Origin of the sequence: Microbacterium nanhaiense (assembly GCF_014646015.1) — a bacterium.
In the GTDB taxonomy this organism is placed as follows: domain Bacteria; phylum Actinomycetota; class Actinomycetes; order Actinomycetales; family Microbacteriaceae; genus Microbacterium; species Microbacterium nanhaiense.
This window is the reverse complement of sequence record NZ_BMMQ01000008.1, coordinates 1-26,555: the sequence shown is the minus strand read 5'-3', so window position 1 is coordinate 26,555 and position 26,555 is coordinate 1. Positions and strand designations below refer to the sequence as shown.

19 protein-coding genes are annotated in these 26,555 nt (G+C 66.8%); 12 read left to right on the top strand and 7 right to left on the bottom strand.

What is annotated here, in order from left to right:
* Positions 1-32: 32 nt before the first annotated feature.
* The 3 genes from IEX05_RS12100 to IEX05_RS12090 are packed head-to-tail and all read right to left on the bottom strand — an operon-like array spanning position 33 to position 3,203.
* The gene (locus IEX05_RS12100) at positions 33-956 is read right to left on the bottom strand and encodes an AEC family transporter (RefSeq protein WP_188702238.1); all 924 of its coding nucleotides are present in this window, start codon (positions 954-956) and stop codon (positions 33-35) included.
* Positions 957-969: 13 nt separating this feature from the next.
* Complete coding sequence (locus IEX05_RS12095; RefSeq protein WP_188702236.1) at positions 970-2,136, bottom strand: mandelate racemase/muconate lactonizing enzyme family protein; 1,167 nt, start codon at positions 2,134-2,136, stop codon at positions 970-972.
* Positions 2,133-3,203, bottom strand: coding sequence for a tartrate dehydrogenase (locus IEX05_RS12090; protein WP_188702234.1), 1,071 nt, complete (start codon positions 3,201-3,203; stop codon positions 2,133-2,135). The genes IEX05_RS12095 and IEX05_RS12090 overlap by 4 nt, the downstream gene beginning before the upstream one ends.
* 133 nt (positions 3,204-3,336) lie before the next feature.
* Between IEX05_RS12090 and IEX05_RS12085 the strand changes: the two genes are divergently transcribed.
* The 6 genes from IEX05_RS12085 (at position 3,337) to IEX05_RS12060 (ending at position 11,390) form a co-directional block, all read left to right on the top strand.
* On the top strand, positions 3,337-4,233 hold the full coding sequence (locus tag IEX05_RS12085; protein WP_188702232.1) for a LysR family transcriptional regulator: 897 nt from the start codon (positions 3,337-3,339) through the stop codon (positions 4,231-4,233).
* Positions 4,234-4,396: 163 nt separating this feature from the next.
* Positions 4,397-5,368, top strand: coding sequence for a carbohydrate ABC transporter permease (locus IEX05_RS12080; protein WP_188702231.1), 972 nt, complete (start codon positions 4,397-4,399; stop codon positions 5,366-5,368).
* Positions 5,365-6,195, top strand: a complete 831-nt coding sequence (locus IEX05_RS12075; protein WP_188702229.1) for a carbohydrate ABC transporter permease — start codon at positions 5,365-5,367, stop codon at positions 6,193-6,195. Before IEX05_RS12080 ends, IEX05_RS12075 begins: the two co-directional genes overlap by 4 nt.
* A gap of 43 nt (positions 6,196-6,238) precedes the next feature.
* Positions 6,239-7,501, top strand: a complete 1,263-nt coding sequence (locus IEX05_RS12070) for an ABC transporter substrate-binding protein (RefSeq protein WP_188702227.1) — start codon at positions 6,239-6,241, stop codon at positions 7,499-7,501.
* A gap of 78 nt (positions 7,502-7,579) precedes the next feature.
* Positions 7,580-10,111 (top strand): glycosyl hydrolase, encoded by a 2,532-nt coding sequence (locus IEX05_RS12065; protein ID WP_188702225.1) that lies wholly within the window; start codon positions 7,580-7,582, stop codon positions 10,109-10,111.
* A 61-nt stretch (positions 10,112-10,172) separates the two neighbouring features.
* On the top strand, positions 10,173-11,390 hold the full coding sequence (locus IEX05_RS12060) for an enolase C-terminal domain-like protein (protein WP_373286304.1): 1,218 nt from the start codon (positions 10,173-10,175) through the stop codon (positions 11,388-11,390).
* 322 nt (positions 11,391-11,712) lie between these two features.
* On the opposite strand, the gene IEX05_RS12055 is transcribed toward IEX05_RS12060, so the two are convergent.
* Together IEX05_RS12055 and IEX05_RS12050 are read right to left on the bottom strand one after the other, a co-directional pair.
* The gene (locus IEX05_RS12055; RefSeq protein ID WP_188702223.1) at positions 11,713-12,564 is read right to left on the bottom strand and encodes an aldo/keto reductase; all 852 of its coding nucleotides are present in this window, start codon (positions 12,562-12,564) and stop codon (positions 11,713-11,715) included.
* A gap of 82 nt (positions 12,565-12,646) precedes the next feature.
* Positions 12,647-14,407, bottom strand: coding sequence for a helicase HerA-like domain-containing protein (locus IEX05_RS12050; protein WP_188702221.1), 1,761 nt, complete (start codon positions 14,405-14,407; stop codon positions 12,647-12,649).
* A gap of 55 nt (positions 14,408-14,462) precedes the next feature.
* On the opposite strand from IEX05_RS12050, the gene IEX05_RS12045 reads away from it, so the two are divergent.
* The 3 genes from IEX05_RS12045 to IEX05_RS12035 are packed head-to-tail and all read left to right on the top strand — an operon-like array spanning position 14,463 to position 18,946.
* Positions 14,463-15,602 carry an exonuclease SbcCD subunit D gene (locus IEX05_RS12045; RefSeq protein ID WP_188702219.1) on the top strand — a complete coding sequence of 380 codons (1,140 nt, stop codon included), beginning with the start codon at positions 14,463-14,465 and terminating at the stop codon, positions 15,600-15,602.
* On the top strand, positions 15,599-18,760 hold the full coding sequence (locus IEX05_RS12040; RefSeq protein ID WP_188702217.1) for an AAA family ATPase: 3,162 nt from the start codon (positions 15,599-15,601) through the stop codon (positions 18,758-18,760). The genes IEX05_RS12045 and IEX05_RS12040 overlap by 4 nt, the downstream gene beginning before the upstream one ends.
* Positions 18,761-18,769: 9 nt before the next feature.
* Complete coding sequence (locus tag IEX05_RS12035) at positions 18,770-18,946, top strand: hypothetical protein (protein ID WP_188702215.1); 177 nt, start codon at positions 18,770-18,772, stop codon at positions 18,944-18,946.
* A gap of 84 nt (positions 18,947-19,030) precedes the next feature.
* Here the strand turns inward: IEX05_RS12035 and IEX05_RS12030 are convergent, their stop codons facing one another.
* On the bottom strand, positions 19,031-21,088 hold the full coding sequence (locus tag IEX05_RS12030; protein ID WP_188702213.1) for an NAD(+) synthase: 2,058 nt from the start codon (positions 21,086-21,088) through the stop codon (positions 19,031-19,033).
* Between the two features lie 52 nt (positions 21,089-21,140).
* On the opposite strand from IEX05_RS12030, the gene IEX05_RS12025 reads away from it, so the two are divergent.
* The 3 genes from IEX05_RS12025 (at position 21,141) to IEX05_RS12015 (ending at position 25,608) form a co-directional block, all read left to right on the top strand.
* On the top strand, positions 21,141-24,707 hold the full coding sequence (locus IEX05_RS12025; RefSeq protein ID WP_188702211.1) for a TM0106 family RecB-like putative nuclease: 3,567 nt from the start codon (positions 21,141-21,143) through the stop codon (positions 24,705-24,707).
* A gap of 202 nt (positions 24,708-24,909) precedes the next feature.
* Entirely contained in the window at positions 24,910-25,188 is a 279-nt protein-coding gene (locus IEX05_RS12020) for a hypothetical protein (protein WP_188702209.1), read from the top strand.
* Positions 25,189-25,302: 114 nt separating this feature from the next.
* Positions 25,303-25,608 carry a DUF7882 family protein gene (locus IEX05_RS12015; RefSeq protein WP_188702207.1) on the top strand — a complete coding sequence of 102 codons (306 nt, stop codon included), beginning with the start codon at positions 25,303-25,305 and terminating at the stop codon, positions 25,606-25,608.
* A 118-nt stretch (positions 25,609-25,726) separates the two neighbouring features.
* On the opposite strand, the gene IEX05_RS12010 is transcribed toward IEX05_RS12015, so the two are convergent.
* A partial coding sequence (locus IEX05_RS12010; protein WP_188702204.1) for an IS3 family transposase occupies positions 25,727-26,555 on the bottom strand: 829 nt, incomplete at its 5' end.

Here is a 26,555-nt window from a genome sequence, read left to right as displayed (position 1 = left end):
ATTGCGCCGCGCCATGACGTAAGTGACGTGCTCTACGAGCCAAGGATGACCGTGATCAAAACGATCACTGGCATACAAGCAACTGTCGTGAGAAAAACGGCGTCACGCGCCAAGACCAGGCCAACGTCATAACGCTGCGCATAATTGAAGACGTTCTGACCCGAGGGCAACGCCGCGAGAACGACAACAGCGTGAAGCGAAGCATCGTTGAGGTGGAATGCGAATCGTCCGAGCAGGTACGCGACGACCGGCATCGCGACAACCTTCAGGACCGTTGCGAGGAGAGCGTCGCGGCGCGTTCCGGGCGTCGTCAATACGCGCTGGCCGCGCAGCGACATACCGAAGGAAATGAGAATCACCGGCACCGCCGCGTTTGCGATGAGCTGCACCGGATCGTGAATAATGCGGGGGAGATCGACGTCGAGCAGCGCCATGACGAGCCCGCTTGTCGAACCGATCACGAGGGGATTGTGGAAGACTCTGCCGACAGCCTTCCACCAGTGCTTCTCGCCGCTCGTGATTGCATCGAGTGCGGTGAGCGCGAGCGGTGTGAACACGAGTTGCTGCATGAGGATGATCGGTGCCGAGAATACGGCGTTGCCGAGGAGGTAGGTAGCGATCGGGATGCCGATGTTGTTCGCGTTCGCGTACATCGACGACAGCGAGCCCACTACGACATCGCCCCACAGGCGACGCCAGGCGAGCTTCGAGATCAGAAGGTAGACGACCGCAATCGACACAGCGGCTGCGGCGGAGACCGGAAGCAACGATGAAAACAGCATGCCGATGTCTGCATCGCTGAGTACCGTGAACATGAGGAACGGGCTCAGAACGAAGAATGACAAGCGGCCCAGAACGTGGCCGCCTGCCTCGCCGAGGAGATCGATGCGACCAATCACATAACCGGTGATGATTGCGACGCCGACGACCGCGAATCCGGTGGAGATTCCTAACACGGTCGGAGGGACCTCAGTCCGAGCTCAGGGAGGCCATGACGGACGCGAGGTCTGATTTGCCTTCGAATCCGATGCCGGGCAGCTCGGGCATGGTGATGTAGGAGTCTTCGACCATGACGCCGTCAGGGAATCCTCCGAACGGCTGAAAGAGGTCGGGGTAGGACTCGTTGCCTCCAAGCCCAAGGCCGGCGGCGATGTTGAGAGACATCTGGTGTCCGCCGTGCGGAATGCAACGGGTCGGCGACCAATCGTATGTTGAGAGCATCTCGAGGGTTCGCTGGTACTCGACGAGACCGTAGCTCAGGGCGCAGTCGAACTGCAACCAGTCGCGATCACGGCGCATGCCGCCGTAGCGGATGAGGTTGCGCGCATCGACCGTCGAGAAGAGGTTCTCACCCGTCGCGATCGGCCCGGAATATGCCTCGGCGAGCTGCGCCTGCAACTCGAAATCGAGCGGGTCGCCTGCCTCCTCGTACCAGAACAGGTCGTAGTCGGACATCGCCTCGGCGTAGGCGAGCGCCTCGGCCTGATCGAAGCGACCGTTCGCATCGATCGCTAACCGTTGGCCCGGCCCGAGCATATCGAGGACCGACTCGATGCGCTCGCGGTCCTCCGCTAGGTCGGCGCCGCCGATCTTGAGCTTCATGACCGAGAATCCCAGGTCGATGTAGCGACGCATCTCGTCGCGAAGTGCCTCGAGTCCCTTGCCGGGATAGTAGTAGCCGCCGGCTGCGTAGACGAACACTCGCGGATCTGCCTCGCGGCCGTGCCGTTTGGCGAGCAGCCGGAAAAGAGGGAGGTCAGCGATTTTCGCAACAGCGTCCCACACCGCCATATCGATCGTTCCGACCGCCACGGAGCGTTCGCCGTGACCGCCAGGCTTTTCGTTGGTCATCATCGTCGCCCAGACCTTCGAGGGATCGAGGTTCTCGCCGGTCTCGTCGAGCAGGGTCGCCGGATCCGCTGCCATCACCCGGGGGATGAATCGGTCGCGCATCATCGCGCCCTGGCCATAGCGTCCGTTCGAGTTGAAGCCGTAACCCACGACGGGCCTGCCGTCACGGATGACGTCGGTGACGACTGCGACGAGGCTCAGTGTCATCTGGCTGAAGTCGATGTAAGCATTGCGGATGGGAGAGCTGATCGGGAAGGTCCTATCCCGGATCTCGACGATCTTCATCGTGCAACCTCCTCGAGAGTGGTGATTAGCGACTGAGTGACGTCCGCGGTGGTCGCGTCTCCGCCGAGGTCCGGCGTGCGTATGTCGGACAACAGCGTGCGCGACATCGCCTCTTTGACGGCCGCAGCAGCTGTGGCTTCGCCCATGTGGTCGAGCATCATGCTTCCCGCCCAGACCTGTCCGAGCGGGTTGGCGATACCAAGCCCAGCAATGTCGGGCGCAGATCCGTGCACGGACTCGAACATCGAAGGGAAGTCTCCCTCCGGATTAATGTTGCCTGAGGCCCCGATGCCGATGCTGCCGATGATGGCCGCCCCGATGTCCGTGAGAATGTCGCCGAAGAGATTCGAAGCGACGACGACGTCGAACTGAGCCGGAGCGAGCACGAACTTCGCCGCGAGGGCGTCGATATGGTGCTGACTCGTTTCGACATCGGGATGCTCGATGGAGATGTCTCGGAACACCTCGTCCCAGAAGGGCATCGTGTGGATGATGCCGTTCGACTTGGTCGCTGAGGCGACGTTCTTGCGGCGACTCTTCGCGAGAGCGAACGCGTAGCGCATCACGCGTTCGACGCCGATGCGCGTGAAGACCGCTTCCTGAACGGCGATCTCCTGCGGAGTGCCTCGATAGAGCCGGCCTCCAATCTCGGAGTACTCGCCCTCGTTGTTCTCCCGGACAACCAGGAAGTCGATCGACTCCGCAATGTCCTTACGAAGGGGGCTGGTCATGCCCGGAAGAAGCGTGACGGGGCGCAGATTGATGTACTGCTGGAACGCGCGACGGATGGGGATGAGCAGACCCCAGAGCGACACGTCGTCCGGAACCTCCGGAGAACCGACGGCACCGAGGAAGATCTGGTCGAAGTCGCGGAGCAGATCGAGGCCGTCCGCCGGCATCATGCACCCGTGTTCTGCGTAGTACGCACACGACCAGTCGAACTCGGTCCACTCAATCTCGAATCCGAAGAGTGCCCCCGCCCGGTCCAGGACCGATGCCGCCGCGGGGACGACTTCCCTGCCGATGCCATCGCCGGGAATCGTGGCAATGCGATAATCGCGAGTCATGTGCGTGTCTGCTCCCAGATCGTCGGGGTGTGGAACGCACCTCAGTCAATCGACGAACACGCCTCGCGTCTAAGTTCGGGTTTCGATATGAATGATAGGAAGCACCTATTCAATCTGCGTCGAAGGAGACACCGTGGATGCACGACAGCTCGAGTACTTCCTGGCGGTTGTCGATGAGGGGAGCGTGCGCGCGGCCGCCACCCGCTTGTTCGTGGCGCAGCCGTCCGTCTCGCAGTCGATCAAGACGCTCGAGCGCGACCTTGAGGCGGAGTTGTTCCACCGTTCCGGCCGTCGGCTGGTCCTCACCCCGGCAGGTGAAGCGCTCATCACGCCGGCACGACAGGTGCTGCACTGGCTGGACCTGTCGAGAGCTCACGTCGACGCCGTCAACGGCCTGCGGCAGGGTGTGCTCGTGCTCGCGACCATGCCGTCGCAGGCGGTCGCCCCTTTGGCCCCCATCATCACGAAGTTCGTCTCTCGCTATCCGCTGATCCAGATATCCCTGAAGGCCGCGTCGACGGTTACCGAGGCGTTGTCCGTGGTACGCGCAGGCGGCGCCGAACTCGCGATCGTCGGTTCGCTCGTGAGCCTCGAGCTGGAGGACCTCGTCGCGCACCCGCTGGGGCGGCAACGTTTTATCGTCGCCTCCCCGCCTACGGAGGTGCTCGCCGAGGGGCCAGCCGTGTCGATCGAGCAGCTGGAAGGCCAACGCCTGATCGCGGGGCAGAAGGGCACGGGGATGCGTCGCGTCGCGGATAACGTCATCGCGGCGAACGAGTCGACCTCAATCTCAGTCGAGACCGAGCATCGGGAGGCGATCTTGCCGCTCGTCCTCGCAGGAGCGGGCGTGGCCATCCTCAGCGAGGCATGGCGTGACCTGTGCAAGGAGGCAGGGCTGCATGTTTACGAGCTCATGACCAACGAGGAGCTCGAGGTGTTCCTGGTGCACCGGCGTGCCGCCCTCGCTCCTGCGGCCCAGGCGTTTCTCATGCAGGCACTCCCAGGACATCTCTCGGACGGTCGCGAATGAGGCACTACTGAAAGCATTTTCCTATTGCGTCGATAGCGATTTGGGTTCTTGACGCTGTTCTCCAGCGGACCATACGTTGGCAGTGTCCCCGAAGTGAAACGTTCTAAGAGGCCGTCACGCCGCGCGTGCTTCGGGCATCACACACCTCGTTCGATGGAGAACCATGAGTGCCAATCAGCTGTCGTCAGCACGGGTCGCGGAAACCGCGACGCTGGTCCAGCCCCGTAACTCGTCGGGAAGGAAGAAGACCCGATTCGTGCGATCGTCACGTTTTCGCGTACCCGTGTGGTTCGTGTTGCCGGCTCTCGCGCTGTACATCCTCGCCATGCTGTACCCACTCGCATCGGGCGCGGTTCTCGCCTTTACCGACTGGAATGGTCTGAGCGCGGGCTGGAACTTCACGTGGTTCGATAACTTCGTCCGTGTGGCGACGGATCCGTCGGCCCTTCGAGCTTTGCTGAACCAACTGCTGATCGCGATCACGTTCCCGATCCTGCAGAACGTGGCGGGTCTCGGGCTGGCGGTCGCGCTGAACTCGCGCATCAAGTCGCGATTCGTGCTGCGCACGATCTTCTTCACGCCCGCGGTGCTGACACCCGTCATCCTCGCGTTTCTGTGGCAGTACATCTACTCGAACAACGGCACCCTCAACAGCGTGCTGGAACTCGTCGGCCTCGACGCACTGAAGCAGAGCTGGCTTGGGGATCCGAAGCTCGCGTTGTGGGCGATCATCATCGTGATCACCTGGCAGTACACCGGCTATTCGATGGTGATCTACCTTGCCGGTCTGCAGGGAGTGCCGAAGGAGATCCTTGAGGCCGCGGAGGTGGACGGCGCAAGCAAATTCCAGTCGTTTTTCAAGGTCACCTTCCCACTGCTCGCGCCCTCGGTCACGATCAACATCATTCTGTCGTCGGTCATCGGTCTGAAGGTCTTCGATCAGGTGTATGCGATGACGGGCGGCGGACCGGGAGACGCGACGCAGACCCTCACGGTGTACCAGTACCTCAGGGCCTTCAACTACGGGGAGTTTGGCTACGGCACGGCGGTCGCTCTCGTGCTCGCACTCATCGTCTCGCTTGTCTCCGCCCTGCAGTACAAGTTCCTTCGCCGCAATGAGGAGGCCGCATCGTGAACACGGCACGCTATTCCATTCGTACTTTCGGGCTCGAGATCGCCATCATCGTCATCGCAGCGGTCTACGCCTTCCCGCTCTACACGCTCGTGGTCACGGCCTTCAAGACCCCGCAGGAAGCCGCGAACTCGCCTCTTGCGCTGCCGAGCACGCTGTCGTTGTCGAACTTCGTGCAGGCCTGGAACGAGGCCGATCTGGGGTCGGCGATCCTCAACAGCGTCATCATCACGGTGGTCAGCGTCGCCGTCGTCGTCCTCGTATCGTCGATGGCCGGCTACTTCATCGCACGCTGGACGAACCGGTGGAGCGGCCGCCTTCTCGCGCTCTTCCTACTCGGGCTGATCGTCCCGTTCCAGCTTGCGCTGATTCCGCTCTATCAGCTCATGCGTGACATGCATCTTCTCGGAACGCACTGGGCCGTGATCGTTTACGGCATCGGATCCAATCTGTCGCTATCGATCTTCCTGTACACGGGATTCCTGCGGTCGCTCGGATCCGAGTACGAGGAGGCAGCAATGATCGACGGCGCAACCCCACTGCGAGCCTTCTGGCTCGTCGTCTTCCCGCTCATGAAGCCCATCACGGGCACGGTCCTGATCCTCAGTGCCATCGACGTGTGGAATGCCTTCCTCGTCCCGAACCTCTTCCTGAGCGGTACAGGCCAAGAGACCATTCCGGTCGCGATCTTCTCGTTCGTCGGCGAGTTCGCTTCTCAGTGGCACATCGTCTTCGCAGGACTGCTCATCGGTCTTGCGCCGATCCTCATCGCGTTCCTCGCGATGCAGCAACGCATGATTCAAGGCTTCGCCGGCGGTCTCAAGGGCTGAGACCGCCGTGCACAGGAACTTGTCCCGAGAAAGGAATCACATCATGAAGAACGCAATGAGGCGCTCGCTGACGGTGGGAGCCGCGGTTGCTACGGCTGCGCTCGTGCTTACCGCGTGCAGCGAAGGAACCGGCGGCGGTGGGGGTGGAGGAGACACCCTCACGATCGCCGGACCGAGTTCGTACGACCTGGCGATCAAGGCTGTCGCCGAGCAGTTCATGGCCGAGAACCCCGACATCAAGGTCGAAACCACGACGGCGAGCACGGACCAGTACCAGCAGACGGCCCGCACGCAGCTCGCCTCCGGCACAGCGCCTGACATCCTGTACGTCTGGTCCGGCGGCGCGAACTCGATGTCGGTGTGGAACGTCGCGAAGGAAGGCGTGCTGGAGGATCTCTCGAACGAATCGTGGGTCGACATCGTTCCCGAGGAGCAGAAGGACCTGGCCCAATACGACGGCAAGACCTACATGCTCCCGATGGTGTACGGCGCCATCGGCGCCATGTACAACACCGCGGTGTACGAGGACGCGGGCGTGGAGGTGCCCACAACCTACCCCGAACTGTTGAACGCCTGTCATGCCCTGTCCGATGCTGGATACGTTCCCTTCGCGGTGGGGCTCCAGACGCCTGCTCACACTCAGCTGACCTCGTACGCACTCGTCGCTTCGACGGTGTACGCGCAGGATCCGGACTTCAACCAGCAAATGGATGACGGCACCGCGAACTTCGCCGACTCCGGCTGGCGCGACGCATTCGATATGTACATGGAGATGGCCGATAACGACTGCTTCCAAGACAGCCCGACCGGTACGCCCTCGGAAGAAGCAATCCGCATGGTTTCGGCCGGCGAAGCGGGCGCGATCGTCGCGACGAACGCGACGATGTCGCAGATTCAAGAAGCGGCCGGAGACACCGAGATCGGTTTCTACGGGCTTCCCGGCGCCGACGCGGAAGACGATGTTTACCTTCCCGTCGCGATGGGTGGCGCATACGGGATCAGCAAAGACAGCAAGAACATGGAGAACGCCAAGAAGTTCCTCGACTTCATGGCGACGCACCAGACCGAGTTCAGCGCTGTCGCCTACGGTGTGCCGACCGACACGTCCCAGCTGCCCTCGGATAACAAACCACTAGCAACCATCGCCGAGTACATCGACGCGGGCAAGGTATCGACCTATCCCGACCAGACCTGGCCCAACGCCGAGGTTCAGCAGACCCACTTCCAGGTGATTCAAGACATGTTCGCCTCAGGTCTCTCGGTCGACGACGCGCTCGCCCAGTTGCAGGCCGCATACGACGGCTGACGCCACGGGGTGCGGGGCGGTTGTTCGCCCCGCACCCCTCATCCGACTTTGTGACAACAACGACACAGGAGATCGCACATGAGCGGCATCACAGACATCGATAGCCTCCGGGCAGGCTTCCAGACCCCCGATCCGTCCGCTGCACCGATGACTCGTTGGTGGTGGTTCGGCCCGTCCGTGAAGCGCGATCAGCTCTCGGCACAGCTCGACACGATGCGCGACGCGGGCTATGGCGGGGTCGAGGTATCGGTCGTCTATCCCCTGTCGGAGGAGACCGATCGGTTCATGTCCGAGACGTTCCTCGCCAACATGCGGTACGCGGCAGAGGAAGCTCGGGACCGCGGCATGCGATTCGACATCACTCTGGGAAGCGGGTGGTCGTTCGGCGGACCGCACATCGACGAGACGACGGCCGCGCGGCGCATCTTCTGGGAACAGCACGAGGTCACGGAAGGCGAGACACGGGTACCGATCCGCGGGTCCTGGCCGGGTGACGAGTTCATCGCGGCATACGTCGGCGCCGGATCCTCGCAGGAGACGCCCGTGTCGTTCGAGCGTCTCGATGCCGACGGCGAGGCCTTCATCATCCCGCAGGGTAACGGGCCTCGCGTGGTGCTCGTCGCGTGGTCGCGGTTGACGGGCCAGTTCGTCAAGCGCGCCGCGGCCGGTGCCGAGGGGCCCGTGCTCGACCACTATTCACAACTCGCGACCGATGCACACATCGCTTACGTCTGCGATCCGATGCTCGACGCGATCCCCGCCGAACTCATCGGCTCCGCTTTCTGCGACAGCCTCGAGGTGTACCGGGCCGACTGGACGCCGACGCTCATCGATGACTTCATAGAACGTCGCGGGTACGACCCGCGCGAGCAGCTCTGGACGCTGTTCATCACTTCCGACGGATCCGCGCAGTTCCGTAACGACTATTACGGCACGCTCAGCGAGCTTTACGAAGAGAACTTTGTCGCCAGGCTGCGCGACTGGGCGGCCGGGCGCGGTGTGCCGTTCCGGATCCAGAGCTATGGCGAGCCGCCGGCGACCGTGAGCAGCTACCGTTCCGCCGATCGCATCGAGGGCGAAGGATGGGGCTGGAAGGAAATCACACAGACCCGCTGGGCGTCGTCGGCAGCTTCCCTTTACGGGGAGGAGCTTGTCTCGGCCGAGGTGTGGACCTGGGTGCATTCGCCCTCGTTCCGCGCGGTGCCGATCGACCTCGTCGGTGAGGTGCACGAGCATCTGCTTCTCGGCATCAACCACTTCATCGGACACGGCTGGCCCTATCATGAGCCGTCCGATGACGGTTTCGGTTGGATCTTCTACGCGGCGGGCGCTCTCGACGAGCGCAACCCGTGGTGGCCCGCGATGCCCGAGGTATCGCGGTACATCCACCGGCTGTCGTGGCTGTTTCGGCAGGGAAAGCGCGCAAGCGATATCGCGATCTATGCCCCGTACCCCGAGGTGCGCGCGCTGATCGACTCGCGTGAATCCGACTCGATGAACCTCTGGGCCGGCACTCGTGCATATGTCGGCACGGCAATCCCCGGGGCGATTCGCGAGGGTGGGTACGACTTCGACGTGATCGATGCGGAGGCGATGGACGTCGTCGACCCCGCCCGCTACGGCTTGGTTGTTGTGCCCGGTGTTCAGAAAGCACCTGCCGCCGTGCAGGCGTGGCTCGATCGTGTGGAGGCTGCGGGCGGCACGGTGCTGAATGCCCCGACCAGCGGTGAGGGTTTCGCCGAGGCGCTCTCCGCCGTAGCGCCGTCACCGATCTCGTACGAGAACTCCCCCGGGGGATCCATCGGGCTACTCCACCGTCGCGTGGCGGGAAACGACGTGTTCTTCGTCGCGAACACGGGCGACGAGACCGTCAGCTTCTCGGGCACGCTGCGGACGGCCCGCCAGTCGGTCGAACGCTGGGATGCCGTCACCGGTCGGGTGGTCGCGGCCTTCGACGGCTGCGGCACCATCGAGTTCGTGTTGCAGCCCTATGAGGCGGCCGTGCTCGTCGCCTTCGACGGCGTCGCGCACGCCGTGCCCGCCACGCCGAGTCTCGACCGTCGCGTCGACCTCGATACGGGATGGTCGGTGTCGTTCGGCGATGAGGCGAAGCCCGTCACCGTCCCGCACCGCTGGGAAGACGACGACGCGCTCGCCGCGTATTCCGGGTCCGCGAGCTATACGACGACCGTCGAGGTGACCGGGCCCGTCGAGGGCGCGGTCATCGACTTCGGTGACGTGGAGCCGATCGATGCCGGATCCGGTGAGCGAGTGGGCAACCGCGGCCGCGCGTATCGCGTGGGAATCACCTCGCCCATCGGGGTGATCGCGGTGGTCAGCGTCAACGGTATCGAGGCCGGCATCGCGTGGCGCGCACCATATGAGGTGCAGATCGGGAATCTGCTGCGGCAGGGGTCGAACGAGATCGAGGTGACGATCTACAACACGGCGGCGAACTCGCTGGTCGACGACGAATCGGTGACGGCGAGTGTCGCGCTGAGTCGGAAGAAGTACGGTCAGCGTTTCCGCATGCAGGATCTCGACGCAGCAACGCACGCGCTGTCGTCGGGAATGCTCGCGGTGCCGTCGCTGCGGCTACCGAACGAATAAGCACAATCAAGGTGCCGCAGAACGATGCGCATCGTTCTGCGGCACCTTGTCGTAGGAGGACATGATGATCATTCGGGACCTTGCCGTCACCCCCATCGCGTTTCGGGACGCTCCGCTGCTCAACGCGGCCGGCCTGCACGAGCCGCTCGCACTGCGCACGATCGTGCAGCTCGTCGTCGACGGCGGCGTCGTCGGGATCGGGGAGGGCCGTGGCGGCACCGCGGTGGCCGCTCGACTCGAAGCGGTGCGCGACGCGGTCGTGGGAAAGAACATTTTCGACCTGGCCGGGATCGAACGTGCTGTCGTCGAACGGCTCGGCGGCGGGCAAGACACGAGCATCGTCTTCTCCGCGATCGATGTCGCGTGTCACGACGCACAGGGGAAGGTTCTGGGGATCCCCGTTGTCGAGTTGCTCGGTGGGAGGGCGCGGGACGCGGTGCCGTACAGTGCGTATCTCTTCTATAAGCTCGCCGGGCATCTCGGGGTCGAGCCGGATGCGTGGGGCGAGGCGCTCGATCCCGCCGGAATCGTGCGCCAGGCGCGGGCGCTCATCGATCGGTACGGTTTCGAATCGATCAAGCTGAAAGCCGGGGTGTTCCCACCGGAGCAAGAGGTCGCCGCGGTCCGCGCGCTCGCCGAGGCGTTTCCCGGATATCCGCTGCGCATCGACCCGAACGGAGCGTGGACCGTCGATACCGCCAGGCGTGTCGCACACGAGCTGTGCGATGTGCTCGAATACTTCGAGGATCCGGTACTCACGATCGACGGAATGGCTGAGGTTCGCGCGCGCACGGGTTTGCCGCTCGCGACCAACATGTGCGTCGTCGCCTTCGAAGACATTGCCGAAGCGGTGCGGAAAGATGCCGTGCAGATCATCCTGGGCGACCACCACTACTGGGGTGGGCTGCGTCACACGCGCGAGCTCGGCGCAATCTGTTCGACGTTCGGCATCGGGCTCTCGATGCACTCGAACTCGCACCTGGGCGTCTCGCTCGCGGCCATGACGCACGTCGCCGCCGCGACGCCTTCGCTCACCTTCGCCTGCGATACCCACTACCCGTGGAACCGCGACGACGACGTCATCGCGCCGGGTGCGATCGAGATCGTGGACGGTGCCGTCGCGGTGCCCACCTCGCCCGGGCTCGGCGTCGAACTCGATCACGACGCACTGGAACGACAGCATCGGGTGTATCTCGAGAGCGCGCTACGGGAGCGTGATGACGCGGGCTACATGCGACGGCACGATCCGGGATTTGTTGCGCGGTTGCCGCGGTGGTGAAGGGCGCATGAACCGGCGGAGATTCTCTGTCGGTGTTATACGCGGCACGGTTCCTCCGTAGAGGCGTGGCAGGTCTGCTTGAACTTGTTCAGACCGACGTCGCCGAGGCGACCGTGGAGCCCTTGCTCGCCCGAGGCGATCCACGGCAGCCCTGAGCACGTCCCCGTCCCCGCTCTCGGGTTCCGCAATCTGACTACATTTCTCGGTCCCGGATCGATACCGGTGGTTTCAGGAAGCACCGGGACCCGTGCACGAGACCACCTTCAGATATGTTGGTTGACCGGCATCGAACGTGCCAGTCGGCTTAGAGGACCAATAACGCTCACGCCGAGCCGTCGATCCGCCGACGCTCCTCGCCCGTCAGCACCACTTCGAGCGCCGCGAACGAATCCTGTAGCGTCGCGCGCCGCGTGGATCCAACGATCGGCACGACCGCGTCGGAGAGCCCGAGCAGCCACGCGAGCGCGACCTGTTGGCGGCTGATGCCGCGTTCTGCGGCGATCGCCTCGACAACGGCAGTCAGCTCAGCGGGCGTGTCCTTCGCGGGCTGCGTGGGGGAGTAGGCGAGCAACAGCGCACCCTGCTTCTCGACCTCCGCGAGTACGTCTAGGCTCGTGTGGACGTACGGTGAGAGCCGGTTCTGCACCGTCGCGATGCGCGTCACCGATGCCGCTGCCCGCAGTTGCTCGACCGACACGTTCGACACTCCCACGTGGTGCACCTTGCCCTCCCAGCGCAGCTCGTCGATCGCGCCCACGCTGTCCTCGATCGGCACGTTCGGATCGACGTGGTGCAGTGAATACACGTCTACGGCCTCCACACCCATCTCGCGCAGCGTCACGTCGAGGTTCTTGCGGATCTCCTCCGGTCGACCGTCCTTCGGGAAGCCCGTCGCGTCGCGGTAATGGCCGCCCTTCGCGCTTACCACCACATCGGATCCGCGCCGGCGCACGACCTCGCCGACGAGACGGTCGCTGTTCGCGGAGAGGTCGGGCGTCGTGTACGCGAGCGCGGTGTCGAACAGGATCGGTCCATATTCGAGAGCTGCCGCGGCCGTGTCGAGGATCCGCTCATCGGTCACGCCCTCCGTGAACGACCATCCGGCCGTGCCCAGCGCGAGCGGACGAATGCTACGACCCGCGAGCGGGCGGTTCGGATAGGTGCTGTCGGTCATGCGCGTATCGCCTTCCGGAGCGGTCGGCCGCCCACCATGTCTTCGGCGACCGCCATGGTCAGCCTATCCGCGTAGAGGGACGCTAGCGTCGCCCGATCCCGAATAAGCCGCGCACGACGCCCGAGACGAGCTTCTGTGCCGAGGATCCGAGAAGATCGTCGAGCGGCGACGCGGGCGCGCGCCGCGTCGTCGTGCGGGTGCGCGGCGGGCGGGTGATCTCGCGGAGCATCTTCTCGTACTCGCGGTCGGCCTTCTGCTTCGCCTTGAGCGCCGCCGCCTCGTCCTTCCGGGCCGCGGCGGCCGCCTTCTCGTCGGCGGCGCGCGCCTCGGCGGCGTGGGCGGCGTCCATCTTCGCCGCGAGGATCTCGCGAGCCGATTCCGGATCCACGCGAGCAGCGTACTTGTCTCGCAGCGCGGATCCGTTGACGGCTGCGGTGATGGTCGTCGCGGGCGCGGGCGACATGAGACCCTGCGGGGCCCGCACGCGCGTCCACGCGACGGGCGTCGGCGCCCCGCGTTCGCTCATCACGGTCACGATCGCCTCGCCGGTGCCGAGATCCTGCAGCACCCGCTCGAGGTCATAGCCCGACGTCGGGTACGTGCTCACGGTCGCCTTCAGCGCCTTCGCATCGTTCGGGGTGAAGGCACGCAGCGCGTGTTGCACGCGGGATCCGAGCTGGGCGAGCACGTCGCCCGCGATGTCTTTCGGGGTCTGCGTGATGAAGAAGACGCCGATGCCCTTCGACCGGATCAGTCGCACAGTCTGGGTGATGGAGTCGAGGAAATCGTCCGACGCGTCGGCGAAGAGGAGGTGCGCCTCGTCGAAGAAGAACACGAGCTTGGGTTTGTCGAGGTCGCCGACCTCGGGCAGTACCTCGAACAGCTCGGCGAGCAGATACATGAGGAAGGTCGAGAACAGCGCCGGCTTGTTCTGTACACCGGGCAGCTCGAGCAGGTTGAGGATCCCGCGGCCGTCGTCCGCGAGCCGGATCAGGTCGGTCACGTCGAACTCGGGCTCGCCGAAGAACGCGTCGGCGCCGTCCGCCGCGAAGGCGCTCAGCTCGCGCAGGATCACGCCCGCGGTCGCGGTCGAGATGCCGCCGATACCCTTCAGCTCCGGCTTGCCGGCGTCGCTCGTGAGGAACGTGAGCACGGCGCGCAGATCCTCGAGGTCGACGAGTGCGAGACCGTTCTCGTCGGCGTAGTGGAACACGAGTCGCAGGCTCGACTCCTGCGTCTGGTTGAGCCCGAGCACCTTCGACAGGAGGAGCGGGCCAAAGCCGCTGACGGTGGCCCGCAGCGGAATTCCCTCGCCCTCGCCCAGGACGAAGAACTCCGTCGCCGACGCCTTCGGCTGCCAGTCCTGGCCGATCTGAGCGGTCCGCGCGCGCAGTTTCTCGCTCGCCTCGCCCGGTACGGCGACCCCCGACAGGTCGCCCTTGATGTCCGCGGCGAAGACGGGCACGCCCTTCTCGGCCAGCTGTTCCGCGAGACCCTGCAGCGTGCGGGTCTTGCCCGTACCGGTCGCGCCGGCAATCAGCCCATGGCGGTTGAGCATAGCAAGGGGGATCCGCACCTGCGCGTCCTGCACGACGGATCCGTTCACGAGCGCACCGATCTCGAGGACCTCGCCCTCGAACGCATACGCGGCCGCGATCGCATCGACGTCGGTGGGCGGGAGCGGGCCGTCCACCGGGGCGGCGCCCTTCTCCGCTCCTGCCTTCTCGGCGGCTTGCTTCGCCGCGGCCTTCTCGGCGGCGGCCTTCTCCGCGGCCGCGAGCGCCGCCTGCGCGGCCTCGGCCGCGGCGCGCAGCTTCTCGAGTTCGGTGTCGTGGTCGACCATGCGGTCAGCATAGCGGCGCACCTCGTTTGTCGGGGGTCGCAGATAGCGTGGACACATGCGGATCCTGCACACGTCCGATTGGCACATCGGCCGCACATTCCACGGCAACTCGATGCTCGACGCGCTCCGCGGCGTGCTCGAGGAACTCGTGAGTCAGGTGCGCGAGCATCGCGTCGACGCGGTGGTCGTCGCGGGCGATGTGTTCGACTCGTCGATGCCGGCGGCCGATTGCTACGGCATCCTCACCGACGTGCTGCGAGGCATCCGCGACGCGGGCGCGCGCGTGGTCGTCACGAGCGGCAACCACGATTCGGCGGCCCGGCTCGGTTTCCAGGCGCCGCTGCTCGCCGACGGCGTGCACATTCTGACGGATCCGCGCCGGATCGGCACACCGATCACGATCGATGGCGTGCACTTCTACGGCATCCCATATCTCGAACCGGCGCTCGTGCGGCACATCTGGCCGGACGAGCCGCTGCGCACCCAGCAGCAAGTCATGGCGCACGCAATGCGTCTGATCAACGCCGACCGCGCCGAGCGCGGGGGCGTGTCGGTGTCAATCGCGCACTGCTTCGCGGCGGGTGTCGAGGCGACGCCCCAGCTCGAACGCGAGGTGAGACAAGACCTTCGCCAGGGTTCCCTCGACGTGGTACCGCTGTCCGATCTCGACGGCCCCGACTACGTCGCGCTCGGCCACATCCACGGCCGCAGCGAGCTGCGTCCCCACATTCGATACTCCGGCGCCCCCCTGCACTACAGCTTCGGCGAGGCGAACAAGCCCCGCGGATCCTGGCTCGTCGAACTCTCGGAGAGCGGCTTCGAGGGGGCCGAGTGGCTCGACCTGCCGATCCCGCGCGGGCACACGACGCTCACCGGCACGCTCGAGGAGATCCTCGCCACGCCAGGCCACGATGACGAATGGATCTGCGCGATCCTGACGGACAGGGTCCCCCCGAAGGATCCGATGCAGAAGCTGCGCGCCCGATTCCCGTATTGCGCGACCATCGAGTACCGGCCCGAGCGCGCCGAATCCCCGGCGCGCAGCTATCGCGACCGGGTCGGTCGGGGCACACCGGACCCGCAGATCGTCGACGACTTTCTCGGCCACGTGCGGGAGGGCGAGGGAGCATCCGAGCGCGAGCGCGAGCTCATCGCCGAGGTCGTGTCCGAGATCCGGGCGGGGGAGCAGGCATGAAGATCGAAAGGCTCGTGATCGAGGGCTTCGGGCCCTTCCGCGACACGCAGACGGTCGACCTCGATCGCTACGCGGCTGACGGCATCTTCCTCATCTCCGGGCGCACCGGGGCGGGGAAATCGAGCATCCTCGACGCCATCTGCTTCGCGCTCTACGGCACGACTCCGCGCGCGGCAGACGGTGAGAAGCGTTTCCGCAGCGACTACGCGGAGCCGGGCGAACCGAGCAGGGTGAGCCTCGATTTCTCCGTCGGAGACGACACCTGGCGCATCGTGCGCACCCCGGCCTACGAGCGTCCGAAGCAGCGCGGCACGGGCACCACCCTCGAGCGATCGAGCGTCGAACTCTTCCGGGGTGATGGCGACGGCTGGGTCGGTGTGGCGACGAAGGAAAAAGAGGTCGACTCGCGAGTCGCAGACATCGTCGGCATGAACGGCGAGCAATTTCAGCAGGTCATCCTGCTCGCCCAGGGGCGCTTCGCGAAGTTCCTCCTCGCCAAGAACGACGACCGCCAGAAGCTGCTGCGTTCGCTCTTCGGCACCCGCCGATTCGAACAGTACGAGCAGGCGCTCGACGAGCGCCGTAAGGCCGCCGAGGCGACGATCCGAGACCAGCGGATCGGACTGAACGCGATCCTCGACGAGGCGTTGCGCGGCGTGGAGGAGGTGCGCCTCCTCGAGGCTCCGTCGGAGCCGGACGACGCGTCGGCGACGGGCGCCGGCGACGGAACGGCCGATCGCTCGGATCCGCATGATGCGTCGACGGCGGAGGATCCCGCTCCGCGGGGCGTGGGCGACGCGCTCTCGATACTCATCGCCGCCGAGATCGATCCGAACGACATCGCGGCCCGACTCGAGCAGGCAGAGGCGGCGCACCGGGTCGCGCTCGGGCGCCGAGAGGAGGCCGAGATCCGGGCGGCGGCGACCGACGCCGAGCGCGCGGTGGCCGAGCGAGCGCGCGACGAGGCGGTGGCGCTCGCCGAGAAGCAGCGGCGTCGCGATGCGGCGCTCTCGGCTCTGGCCGAGCTCGACGCGGGGCGGGACGAGACCGAACGACGGCGTGCGGAGCTCGCCGCCGCTCGGCGAGCGGAGACGGTACGCACGGCGATCGCGGCCGCGACTCGCGCCGAGAACGACAACGACCGGACGCGGGCCGAGGCCGATCGGGCGCGCGAGGCCTGGGCGCGCGCGAGAGATGCGGAGGCCGCTCCCGAGCCCGGCGCGGATCCCGATGCGAGCCCCGCGCCCCCGGCCGCCGACGCGGATCCCGATACCCTCCAGGCCTTCGCCGATGACCTCAAGCGACGCATCGGTGCGTGGGAGCCCCTCCGCACCCGGGAGAGCGAGCTCGACCGCGACGAGCAACGCATCGCCGAGAAGCGCGAACGCCTCGCGGAACTCGATGAGCAGCTGGCGGCGCTCGCGGTGAGGGAAGGCGCTCTGCCCGGCCTCCTCGACGCGGCGCGCAAGCAGCGCGACGACGCAGCCACGAGGGCGGCACGGGCCGAGCAGGTCGACGAGCACATCCGCGCGCTCGAGGCACAGTTCGCCGCCGTGCAGGAGGTGGGGGTGCGGGCCGCCACGTACGCACGGGCCGAGGCCGCGCTCGACTCCGCGAAGGCGGCTCGAGATGCCGCCGAACGCGCACTCGACGACCTCCACCGGCGGCGGCTCGCGGGATACTCGGGCGAACTCGCCCAACGGCTGGTGCCCGGTGAACCGTGCGCGGTCTGCGGATCCACACATCACCCGAATCCTGCGAAACTCGGCGACGACCCCGTCACGGCCGAGGCGATCGACGCCGCCGAGGCCGCGCGGGAGGAGGCCGTCGTCGCGCACGACCGCGCCACCGACGCGCGTCGCGAGGCGGAGGCCGCGCTTCGGGGCGCGGAGGCCCGGGCGGGCGGGCGAAGCGAGACCGAGATCGACGGCGATCTCCTGACGGCACGCCGCAGCAAGGCCGATGCCGAGGCGGCGCTCGCCCAGCAGGAGTCGCTACAGACACAGATCCGCAAGCTCGAAGCGGAGCGCGAGCAGGCCGCGGCCACGCACCGCGAGCTGACCGGTAGCCGAGGTCGAATCGAGGCCGAGATTGCCTCGGCGGAGAAGGCGCTCGCGCAGGCGCGTCTCGACGTCGACGCCGCACGCGGGGGCCATGCATCGGTTGCCGAGCGCATCGGTGCCGCCCAGCGGCTCGCGTCGCATGCGACGCGCTGCGCCGACGCCCACCGCGACGCCGAGCGCAGCCTCGAGGCCGTGCGCGCCGCGCGCGGTGCGCTCAACGACGCCCTCGCGCACGCGCAATTCGACGATGTCGAACACGCCATGGCCGCCCAGCGGGAGGCCGCCGTTCTCGCGGAGCTCGAACGCGCGGTGACGGGCGCCGACACCCGGCGCGCCATGGCCCAGGCGACGCTCGACGAACTCTCCGGCGAGCCGATCCCCGAAGAGCCCGTGGCCCTCGATGGCGTCGAGGCCGCGCTCGCGGCCGCCCGCGCCGCGCACGTCGAGGCGATCGAGGCGCGCGGCGACGCCGACCGGCTCGCGAAGGCGCTCGGCGGATCCATCGAGCGGGCGCACGCGGCCCACGCGAGCATCCGCGAGCGCGCCGATGCCGTCGCGGTGGTGACGCGACTCGCCGACACGGTCGCCGGCCGAGCACCCAATACGCGGCAGATGAACCTCGAAACCTTCGTGCTCGCCGCCGAACTCGAAGAGATCGTCGGCGCGGCGAACGTGAGGCTCGCCGAGATGAGCGACAACCGATACGCGCTGCAGCATTCCGACGCCCTCGCGCGGCGCAGGGGTGCGTCGGGCCTCGGAATCGAGGTCTTCGATGCCTACAGCGGGCGGTCCCGCGCTCCGCACACGCTGTCCGGCGGCGAGACCTTCCTCGCCTCTCTCGCCCTCGCGCTGGGGCTCGCCGAGGTCGTCACCAACCGCGCGGGCGGCATCCGCCTCGACACGCTCTTCATCGACGAGGGATTCGGGTCTCTCGACGCCGAGACGCTCGAGACGGCAATGCGCACGCTCGACGACCTACGTCAGGGTGGTCGCACCGTCGGACTGATCAGTCACGTCGACGCGATGAAGGAGCAGATCCCCGCTCAGCTCAGAGTTCGCCGGGCTCCCGGCGGGTGGAGCATCGTCGAACAGTAGGCTGGGCCCATGAACATGGGCACAATCTGGACCGTTCTCGGCGTGATCGTCGCGATCATCATCGCGATCTTCCTCGTCAACATCCTCTTCTCGGTGATCTTCTGGGCCTTCAAGCTGCTGATCGTGCTCGCGGTGGCGGCCATCGTGTTCGCAATCCTGCGGAGCGTGTTCTCGAGGAAGAACTGAGCCCGTCGTGAGATTCTGACGATTCCGCGAGATCCGCCGGCGGATCCGCCGAAGTCGTCAGAATCTCACTGCATCGTCAGAATCTCAGCGCGCGGCGGGTGTCTCCGGCAGCGCCGCATCCAGTTCGGCGAGCCACGCACGCGCGTTCCCGTCGGAGGGTGCGCGCCAGTCGCCGCGCGGCGACAGCGCCCCCACGGGGGAGACCTTCGGCCCGTTCGGCACAGCGGAGCGCTTGAACTGGGCAAAACCGAAGTAGCGCGAGATGAACAGCCGCAGCCACTTCGCGATCTCATCGAGTTGATACGAGGGCCGCTCGCCCTCGGGGAAGCCCGCGGGCCAGGCGCCCTGCGAGGCATCGTGCCACGCATGCCAGGCGAGGAATGCGATCTTCGACGGACGCGATCCGTGCCGCAGCACGTACGCGAGCGTGAAGTCGTGCAGGTTGTAGGGGCCGATGGTGCTCTCGGTCGACTGCACCTTGCCGTCCTGCCCCGCCGGGACGAGCTCCGGTGAGATCTCGGTGTCGAGCACCGATTGCAGCACCTCCGCCTCCTCCTCCGAGACGCCGGTGCCGTCCGCGATCACCCAGCGGATGATGTGCTGGATCAGCGTCTTCGGCACGCCGCTGTTGACGACGTAGTGACTCATCTGGTCGCCCACGCCGTAGGTCGACCAGCCGAGCGCCGCCTCCGACAGGTCGCCGGTCCCGACGACGATGCCGCCGTGGTGGTTCGCAAGGCGGAACAGGTAGTCGGTCCGCATGCCGGCCTGGACGTTCTCGAAGGTGACGTCGTAGACCGGCTCGCCGGATCCGAACGGGTGACCCATCTGCTTGAGCATTTCGGTCGCCGCGGGGCGAATGTCGATCGTTTCGATCGTCGCGCCGATCGACTTGGCCAGCGCGATCGCATTGTTCTTCGTGCGCTCGCTCGTGGCGAATCCGGGCATCGTGTATGCGAGGATCTCGCTGCGCGGGCGACCCATCCGATCCATAGCGCGCGCGATCACGAGGAGGGCGTGCGTGGAGTCGAGGCCGCCCGAGACGCCGATGACGGGTTTCGGGTCGCCGATCGCGCGGAGGCGCTGCTCGAGCCCCGCGACCTGGATGTGGAACGCCTCGTAGCAGTCCTGCGCGAGGCGCGCGGGGTCGTCGGGAACGAAGGGGAACCTGTCGACCTGGCGACGCAGGCCGACGTCGTGCTTGGGCGGCCGCAGCGTGAAGGGGATCCGCCGGAACTCGCGCGCATAGGCGCGCGCGTTGTCGTCGAAGGTGCCCTGGCGGATCCGCTCCTGGCGGAGCGTGTCGAGGTCGACGTCGGCGACCGAGAAGGTGGGTCCGGTGGGGAAGCGCTCGGTGTCGGCGAGGAGCGCGCCCGCCTCGTAGATCATCGTCTGCCCGTCCCACGACAGGTCGTTCGACGATTCGCCGACGCCCGCGGCGGCATAGGCGTAGGCGGCGAGCCCGCGCATCGAGGCCGACTGGACAAGCCCGCGCCTCACGTCGGCACGGGCGATCGTGATGGGGCTTCCGGAGAGGTTCAGCAGCACGGTCGCGCCCGCGAGCGCGGCCCGCGACGACGGCGGGATCGGCACCCACATGTCCTCGCACACCTCGGCGTGCACGACAAGGCCCGGCACGTCGCTCGCCTCGAAGAGGAGGTCGTTTCCGAAGGGCACGTCCTCGTGACCGATGCGGATCGTGCCCGTCACGCCCTCGCCGGCCGCGTACCAGCGGCGCTCGTAGAACTCGCGATAGTTCGGCAGGTAGGACTTCGGCGCGACGCCGATGACCCTGCCGCGGTGGATCACGACCGCGCAGTTGTAGATGCGCCCCTCGAACGCGAGCGGCGCGCCGACGACGAGCACCGGCATGACCCACTCCGACTCGTTTCGAATGTGTTCGATGGCGGCGCGCGTCGCGTCGAGGACGACGTCCTGCATCACGAGGTCGTCGATCGCGTAGCCGGTGAGGCACAACTCGGGGAACACGGCGACGGCGACGGCGTCGTCGTCGAGCTTCTTCGCGGCATCGACGACGGCCTGCGCGTTGCGCGCGGGATCCGCGATCGCGACGGGGATGTGGCATGCGGCGACGCGTGCGAAGCCGTGACGATACGCGCTCAGGAAATCGAAGTCGGTCACGCTGACAAGTCTCCCATCTTCGATTGTCAGTGGCGGCAACTACCGTGGAATCATGCGCATCACCCCCGACGATCAGCGGCTCATCTGGAGCGCGAGCGACCTCAAGGCCGCCGCCGAGTGTGAGTTCGCCTGGCTTCGGCAGATCGACGCCAAGCTGGGCCGATGCGCGGCCGTCGACGACCCCGCCGACGCGATGCTCGAGCGCGCGGCGCGCCTCGGCGACGCCCACGAGGCCCGCACGCTCGCGGCCTACCGCGCGCGGCACGGATCCGCCGTCGTCGAGATCGAACGCGTCTCGTCCGCGCGCGCGGACGAGCTCGCCGAGGCCGTGCGGCTCACCCGGGAGGCCCTGGCCGCACCCGATGCGCGGGTGGTATTCCAGGGCGCCTTCGCGGCGGGTGACTTCGTCGGATTCGCCGACTTCCTGGTGCGTGACGACGACGGGGCGTGGCGCGTACAGGACACCAAGCTCGCCCGTACGGCGCGCGTGACGGCGCTCATGCAGCTTGCCGCGTACGTCGACCAGCTCGACGCGATGGGCGTGCCGCGGGCGAACGAGGTCGACCTGCTTCTGGGCGACGGATCGGTATCGACGCACGACGTCGCGGATCTGTTGCCCCTGTTCCGGGTCCGCCGCGCGCGACTCGAGCGGCTGGTGGCAGACCGGCGGGTGGAGACCGGATCCGCGACGCCCGCGATCGAGTGGGGCGACGATCGCGGCGCGCTGGAGGTGCAGGCATGCGGGCGCTGCGCGGCGTGCGCGGAGCAGGTCGCCGCGCACCGCGACGTGCTCCTCGTCGCCGGCATGCGGCCCGCGGCGCGGGAGCGGCTGCGCGAGGCCGGCTACGCGACGATCGACGCGCTGGCGGGCGCGGCCACGAAACCCGCGCGCATGAGCGACGAGGCCTTCGATCGGTTGCGCACGCAGGCGCGTCTGCAGGTGGAGACCGAGAAAGCGGGATCCGGTGCCCCGCTCTACGAGGTCGTCAACGCGGCGGCGCTCGGGGTGATGCCGCGCCCGGATCACGGCGACATCTTCTTCGATTTCGAAGGCGACCCGCTGTACAGCGAGACGCTGCCGAGCGGCCGGGAGGCGTGGGGGCTCGATTACCTCTTCGGGTGGGTCGATACGCGCGAGCAGTACACGGCGCTGTGGGCGCACGACTTCGCGGCCGAGCGGCGCGCGCTCGAGCGCTTCTGCGACTTCATCGCGGCTCGGCGCCGGGCCCACCCCGACATGCACATCTTCCATTACGCCCCGTACGAGCCGACGCATCTCGCCGAGATAGCAGCGCGCCACGGGGTGCGCGAGGCGGAGGTCGACCGCATGCTGCGCGACGAGCTGTTCGTCGACCTGTATCCGGTCGTGAAGAACGCCGTCCGGATCGGGAGCCCGTCGTACTCGATCAAGAAGCTCGAGCCGCTCTACATGGGTGACGAGGTCCGTACACAGGACGTGCAGAAGGGCGACGACTCGATCATCCGTTACGTCGAGGCGCGGGCGCTCGAGCAAGCGGGTCGTGCCGACGACGCGAAGCGCGTGCTCGACGCCCTCGCCGACTACAACCGCTACGACTGCGTGTCGACGCGGCGCTTGCGCGATTGGCTCATCGAGCGCGCCCGTGAGACGCGCGCGCTGCCCGCCGCACCGGACGATCGCCCCGCCGACGCCTACGAGCCCTCGCCCCGCGCCCTCGCGCTGCTCGCGAAGGCCGACGAGATGCGCGAGGCGTGCGATGCGGCGACCGGCGACGAGAACGTTGCGACGGGCGACGTTCGCAGCCTCGCCGACGAACAGGCTCTCCGCCTGGCAGCCGCGGCGATCGACTACTACCCGCGGGAGGCGCGCGCCTTCTGGCAGGCCCATTTCGAGCGCCTGCGCGAGCCGATGTCGCTCTGGGGCGAGACGCGAGACGTCGTCGTGGTCGACGTCCGCCGATCCGATGTCGTCGAAGACTGGCACACGCCCGACGGTAAACGCGCGATGCGCCGCGTCGTCGAGTTGCGCGGCGACGTTGCGCCCGGCACGCGGCTTCGCGAGGGCGCGAACCCCTTCGTGTTGTACCCGGCGCCGGCGCCCTTCCCCGCCGAGGCATCGAATCGCTGGATCCACGTGCCGAGGGAGGTGCGCGTCGTCGAGGTTCTTGATGATGGGGCGGTCGTCGAGGAGTACGCGGCCGCAGGCCAGACCTGGCGCGAGCTTCCCGTCGCGATGACGCCCGGCTCGCCGCCTCCCGCCGGGGCCCAGCAGGGCGCGATCAACGAGTGGGCCGACAGTCTTCTCCGCGGCGAGCGGAACGTTCAGGCGTCCGATGGCGCGTTCCCGATCGACCCGGCGACCGACATCCTGCGCGGTCTGCGCGCCGATCATCACGCGGGCCGGGTCGTGTCGTCCGCCATCGGCAGCGACATCGACGCGATCGTCTTCTCGCTGCTCAGCGTGCCGAGCTATCTCGCCGTGCAGGGCCCTCCGGGAACGGGGAAGACCTACGTCGGCTCGCACGTCATCGCCCGGCTCGTGAACGACCATGGCTGGAAGGTGGGCGTCGTCGCGCAGTCTCACGCGGTCGTCGAGAACATGCTCGACCGCGTCGTCGCCGCGGGTGTGCCCGCCTCTGGCGTCGGCAAGGTGCTCAAGGGCGGCGCCCGCGCCGCCGGCGAGAGCTTCACCGTGCTTCCGCGCAACGGGCTCTCGGCCTTCCAACAGGCCAAATCCAAGGGCTACGTCATCGGCGGTACGGCGTGGGACTTCGCAAACGTCACGCGCGTCGACCGCCGCGCCCTCGACCTGCTCGTCGTCGACGAAGCCGGCCAGTTCGCGCTCGCGTCGACGATCGCGGTGTCGATGTCGGCGCGGCGGCTGCTGCTCCTCGGCGACCCGCAACAGCTCCCGCAGGTGAGCCAGGGCACCCACCCCGCACCCGTCGACACCTCGGCTCTCGGCTGGCTGATGCGGGGATCCGCCGTGCTGCCCGAGGGCTACGGGTACTTCCTCGCGCGAACCTGGCGGCTCCACCCCGCGGTCGCCGCCCCCGTGTCGCGGCTCTCCTACGGCGGACAACTGCGTTCGCGGGCGGGCGCCGAGCTCCGCACGGTCGAGGGCATCGACGCGGGCGTGCACCCGATCGCCGTGGCGCATCGCGGAAACGCGACGGAGTCACCGGAGGAGGCCGCGGAGGTCGTGCGCATCGTCGCCGACGTGCTCGGGCGGTCGTTCACGGAGATCGACATCGACGACGAGCAGGTGGCCACGCCGCGAGAGCCGCGGCCGCTCACCCAGGCGGACATCATCGTCGTCGCGCCGTACAACGCCCAGCAACAGCTGGTCGAGCAGACCCTCGCGCGCGCCGGTTTCGGCGAGGTGCGGGTGGGAACTGTGGACAAATTTCAGGGGCAGGAGGCGGCCATCGCGATCCTCACGCTTGCCGCATCGTCCGGCAGGAGCGCCCCGCGCGGGCCGGAGTTCCTCCTGCTCCAGAACCGCCTGAACGTGGCCATCAGTCGCGCGAAGGTCGCGGCATACGTGCTCTTCAGCCCGGCTCTTCTCGACGACTTGCCTTTCCACGCCGATTCGGTCGCCCGGCTCAGCGCGTTCGCCACGCTCGTCGGGCGCGCGTAACGGCGTCGCGCATCTCGTGTTTGAGGCCACTCGGAGACCGTTGCCCGGCGTGTACTTGGCTCGATAATCGAGGAAGGATCGAGCTGCACGGGCAGTCCGCGCGACGGCGACGCCGCACGGTTCGGCCCGTCCGCATGCCACAGCGGCGGGGACTGCGCAAGGGCTCGTGCGCACGTTCACGCCGCCTCGTAGGGTGGCGGGCATGAATGAACTCCGAACGATGGTGCAGACCCAGTTGGCGGTGAATACGGGGACCTTTGTGCTCGCGCAGAACCAGGATCTGGATGATCTGAAGCGGCGCATCGAGGCGGCGGTGGACGCGGGTGGGCGGTTCGTCGAATTCACCGTCGTCGGCAACCGCGCGGTGAGCGTGCTCATTACGCCCAGCACGCAGATCGCGCTCACGGTCGAGACCGTCCAACTCGATCCGCGCGACACGGGCGATGTGGACTTTCCCTACCGCGGCCACTTCGACTACTAGATCGGCCGCACCGCCGCGCGGAGAAGGGGTCGTATCGGCGGTCATGACGACATAAATCGTTGCAGTATTGGGGGAGTACTAGCCGCGGGGACCGGTCTGCCCTATGGTCAAGCCATGGGGACGCTTCAGTACGGCTCGTCGCTCACCGAGATCCGCATCTCGGATCACCTGCTGGCGCACCTCAAGGCGGTCATGGTCACGCGAATGCGTCGATCCGAGAGCTTCACTCTGTCCTGGGTGGATCGGGAGGGCGGTGCGGAGAAGCACTCGACCGTGTGGATGAACCCGTCCATCCCGCTGCGATTCACCTTCGAGACGATCGTGCCTCCGCCTCTCGACCACGAGCTCCTCGAGGACCTGATGACGAGTTCGTACCAGGTGACCGGCATCGTCGTGCCCGCGAGCGACGCGTCGGAGTAGCGAAGGAGCCGGGAAAATGCCACCGCTCGCACCAGGGCCAAGCAAAACCCCCGCGATGTAGAAGCTACGCGAGGGTTTCTGGGATGGGGTCTGGTGCAGGAACTGGTGACAGTTCTAGTTAGGCCGCGAGGGTCAGGTCTTCGTTCATGATGGTCTCGAACTCGATCGGCGTCAAACGGCCCAGGCGGACCTGCCTGCGCCGACGGTGATAGGTCCGTTCGATCCAGGTCACGATCGCGATGCGCAGCTCCTCGCGGGTGGCCCAGGAGTGCCGGTTCAGGACGTTCTTCTGCAGCAGGCTGAAGAACGATTCCATCGCGGCGTTGTCCCCGCAAGACGCAACCCGCCCCATCGATCCGACGAGATTATGGAGACTGAGTTCTCGGCGTAGTTTCCTGCTTCGAAATTGCGATCCTCTGTCCGAATGGACGACGCAACCATTCACGTTCCCGCGCATCCTGACAGCGTTACGGACGGCTCGGACCGCGAGAGATGCCTTCATTCTCGGGTCGATCGAGTAGCCCACGATCCGGCCGCTGAAAGCGTCCTTGACCGCGCAAAGGTAAAGACGGCCTTCGCTCGTTTTGTGTTCCGTGATGTCGGTCAGCCAGAGCTGGTTCGGCCGGGACGCCACGAACCGGTGATGCTCACGCCCGTGCTCGTCGATGACGACACAGAGATCGTCGTGAACGGCGGGGCCAGGCTTCTTGCCGTTCTTGCTCCGCTTCTTCCCGAACACACTCCACCAGCCATTCGATGATGCGATCCGCCACGCGGTCCGATCCGATATCGCCTGGCCCTCCTCGCGGGCCTCGTCGGTGAGGAGCCGATACCCGAACTCCGGGTCGTCGCGGTGCGCGTCGAACAGCGCGTTCGCCCGATACGCCTCCTCGAGCTCCCGGCTTGTCACAGGATCACGTAGCCAGCGGTAGTAAGGCTGGCGAGCG

Excerpts from the sequence above, each read along its gene's own strand:
- IEX05_RS12025 (WP_188702211.1), top strand. The coding sequence starts at position 21,141 with ATGCGCATCACCCCCGACGATCAGCGGCTCATCTGGAGCGCGAGCGAC.
- IEX05_RS12050 (WP_188702221.1), bottom strand. The coding sequence starts at position 14,407 with ATGGTCGACCACGACACCGAACTCGAGAAGCTGCGCGCCGCGGCCGAG.
- IEX05_RS12095 (WP_188702236.1), bottom strand. The coding sequence starts at position 2,136 with ATGAAGATCGTCGAGATCCGGGATAGGACCTTCCCGATCAGCTCTCCC.
- IEX05_RS12045 (WP_188702219.1), top strand. The coding sequence starts at position 14,463 with ATGCGGATCCTGCACACGTCCGATTGGCACATCGGCCGCACATTCCAC.
- IEX05_RS12035 (WP_188702215.1), top strand. The coding sequence starts at position 18,770 with ATGAACATGGGCACAATCTGGACCGTTCTCGGCGTGATCGTCGCGATC.
- IEX05_RS12040 (WP_188702217.1), top strand. The coding sequence starts at position 15,599 with ATGAAGATCGAAAGGCTCGTGATCGAGGGCTTCGGGCCCTTCCGCGAC.
- IEX05_RS12065 (WP_188702225.1), top strand. The coding sequence starts at position 7,580 with ATGAGCGGCATCACAGACATCGATAGCCTCCGGGCAGGCTTCCAGACC.
- IEX05_RS12080 (WP_188702231.1), top strand. The coding sequence starts at position 4,397 with ATGAGTGCCAATCAGCTGTCGTCAGCACGGGTCGCGGAAACCGCGACG.
- IEX05_RS12090 (WP_188702234.1), bottom strand. The coding sequence starts at position 3,203 with ATGACTCGCGATTATCGCATTGCCACGATTCCCGGCGATGGCATCGGC.
- IEX05_RS12015 (WP_188702207.1), top strand. The coding sequence starts at position 25,303 with ATGGGGACGCTTCAGTACGGCTCGTCGCTCACCGAGATCCGCATCTCG.
- IEX05_RS12070 (WP_188702227.1), top strand. The coding sequence starts at position 6,239 with ATGAAGAACGCAATGAGGCGCTCGCTGACGGTGGGAGCCGCGGTTGCT.
- IEX05_RS12055 (WP_188702223.1), bottom strand. The coding sequence starts at position 12,564 with ATGACCGACAGCACCTATCCGAACCGCCCGCTCGCGGGTCGTAGCATT.
- IEX05_RS12020 (WP_188702209.1), top strand. The coding sequence starts at position 24,910 with ATGAATGAACTCCGAACGATGGTGCAGACCCAGTTGGCGGTGAATACG.
- IEX05_RS12060 (WP_373286304.1), top strand. The coding sequence starts at position 10,173 with ATGATGATCATTCGGGACCTTGCCGTCACCCCCATCGCGTTTCGGGAC.